Origin of the sequence: Methylosinus sp. Sm6, from assembly GCF_019802345.1 — a bacterium.
Classification (GTDB): Bacteria; Pseudomonadota; Alphaproteobacteria; order Rhizobiales; family Beijerinckiaceae; genus Methylosinus.
The window spans coordinates 1-1,865 of the sequence record NZ_JAINDZ010000101.1 but is presented as its reverse complement, the minus strand read 5'-3'; the positions used below and the strand labels follow the sequence as shown (position 1 = coordinate 1,865).

The window sequence follows — 1,865 nt, the reverse complement described above, 5'->3', positions numbered from 1 at the left end:
GGACAGCTATCTGAGCATCCGTCGCGCCTGATTTATCGCGGAGGGCAGGCAAGCCGTCGGGGCTCACAATCCCGAACGTCGGTTCGAGTCCGACCTCCGCACCAAGCATACCGCCCCAGCCCGTAGGCGGGGTCTCGGGGTCCAAACCCGAGACCCCGCCGCTGGAGGCATCTTGCCACCACGGAGAGCAGCATGACGCCGACAGTCGGACGCATCGTCCATTTCTACACATCGAACCGCGGCGTCCAGTCGAACGGCGTCGGCGACGGCCCCTATGCGGCCATCATCACGCAAGTGTTCGGCGATGGCGATGACGCCTATTCGAACCTGAAAGTCTTCTATCCGTTCGGCGAAATCCGTGACGAAGGCAGCGTCCAGAACAAGGATTTTTCCGCCACTCCCGATCGCTACTGGGTGTGGCCGCCGCGCGAGTAGCGCCCTGATGCCGAGCGAAACGAACCATGGGCAAATCCGCGTCGACGCCAGGACCCGAAGTGCTAGGCGCGGGCGGGGTTCGGAGTAGGCGAGCCTAGCGCGCGACTAGGACCGCGGGCCGAGCGGCAACGGCAAGTCGGCAGGGTTCCGTGAGGAAGCCCCGCCGGCGTCCACTTTTCAGGAACCATCATGTCCTACGCAACCGAGAATGATCTCATTCGCAAATGGGGCGCGGCGCAGGTGGACCTCGCCGCATTCGACGATGCGACACAGGCGCGCGACGCGCTGCGCATCGCCGCCGCGCTCGCCGCCGGCGAGGCGATGATGAACGGCTATTTCGGCAAGCGCTATGCGCTGCCGATCGACGCGGCGCCGGACGGCGTGATCCTGCTGCGCAATCTCTGCTGCGACCTCGCCATGGGCGAGCTTTCCAACACGCCGGGCTCCCGCAACGACATCGTCAAGGAGGCCGTCGAGGCGGCGCGCAAATTCCTCTCCGATGTCGCGCTCGGCCGCGCCGATGTGCCGCAGAACCCGCCGCCGGGCTCGCCGGCGCCGGCGATCCCGTCCCCGAACGAGGCGATCGTCGCCGCCAATGACCGCACATTCACGCGCAACCGGCTGAGGACGATGTGATGGACGGCGTCTCCTTTCGGCTCGATGTGAGCGGGTTGCAGGCCGCGCTGACGCGGCTCAATCGGCTCGGCGCGCTCGAGAAGCACGAGCTGATGGAGGGCCTGGGGCGGCTCGGCCAACAGCAGACGCGCAGGCGCATCGAGGTCGAGAAGACGACGCCTGCGGGCGAGGCATGGAAGCCGACGATCGAGGGCCGCGGCGCGCTGTTCGTCACCAGCACACATCTGTGGCGCAGCATCGACTACGCCGCCGGCGAGACAGAGACTCGGTGGGGCTCGGGCTGGATCGCCGCGCGCGTGCATCAGTTCGGCGCGGTCATCAAGCCCGTTGCCGGTCAGGCTCTCACCTTCATGGTCGGCGGAAAGCAAGTGTTCGCCAAGCGCGTGACGATCCCCGCGCGCACCTACATCGGCCTCTCCAAAGCGAATGAGGAGCAGATGATCCGCACTGCCGAGCGCTTCATCTCGATGGTGACGCAATGAGCGGCGCGCAGAACCTTTCCGTCTTGCGCGACGCCGTCGTCGCCGCGCTGCGCGCGAAAATTCCGGGCGTGCGCTCGATCGAGCCGCATGGCGGCGCCTTCGACGAGGCGGAGCTGAAGAAGTTCGCCACATCGGCGCCGGCGATCCGCGTCGCCCTGCTCGGCTTCGATCAGGTCGCGCGCCATTCGACCGGGCAGCTGCGCCTGCCCGTGCATCTCGCCGCCGTCGTCATCACCAGGGATGCGGTGGCGGACGGCGAAAAGATCGGCCGCGACACACAGGCGCTGATGATCGCCAATGCGGTGGCGCTGG

Annotated in this window: 4 protein-coding genes and 1 tRNA gene; all 5 read left to right on the top strand. The window is 67.0% G+C overall.

What is annotated here, in order from left to right:
* Positions 1-37: 37 nt before the first annotated feature.
* Positions 38-104 (top strand) — tRNA-Val (locus K3F48_RS23610).
* Between the two features lie 88 nt (positions 105-192).
* Positions 193-435: a hypothetical protein gene (locus K3F48_RS23605; protein WP_222577882.1), complete on the top strand. Its 243-nt coding sequence runs from the start codon at positions 193-195 to the stop codon at positions 433-435.
* Between the two features lie 189 nt (positions 436-624).
* A complete protein-coding gene (locus K3F48_RS23600; RefSeq protein WP_222577881.1) occupies positions 625-1,071 on the top strand; it encodes a phage protein Gp36 family protein in 447 nt (148 codons plus the stop codon).
* Positions 1,071-1,553, top strand: a complete 483-nt coding sequence (locus K3F48_RS23595) for a phage virion morphogenesis protein (RefSeq protein WP_222577880.1) — start codon at positions 1,071-1,073, stop codon at positions 1,551-1,553. The genes K3F48_RS23600 and K3F48_RS23595 overlap by 1 nt, the downstream gene beginning before the upstream one ends.
* On the top strand, positions 1,550-1,865 hold a 316-nt coding region (locus K3F48_RS23590; RefSeq protein ID WP_222577879.1), incomplete at its 3' end, for a DUF1834 family protein. The genes K3F48_RS23595 and K3F48_RS23590, both read left to right, overlap by 4 nt.

Excerpts from the sequence above, each read along its gene's own strand:
- K3F48_RS23605 (WP_222577882.1), top strand. The coding sequence starts at position 193 with ATGACGCCGACAGTCGGACGCATCGTCCATTTCTACACATCGAACCGC.
- K3F48_RS23600 (WP_222577881.1), top strand. The coding sequence starts at position 625 with ATGTCCTACGCAACCGAGAATGATCTCATTCGCAAATGGGGCGCGGCG.
- K3F48_RS23595 (WP_222577880.1), top strand. The coding sequence starts at position 1,071 with ATGGACGGCGTCTCCTTTCGGCTCGATGTGAGCGGGTTGCAGGCCGCG.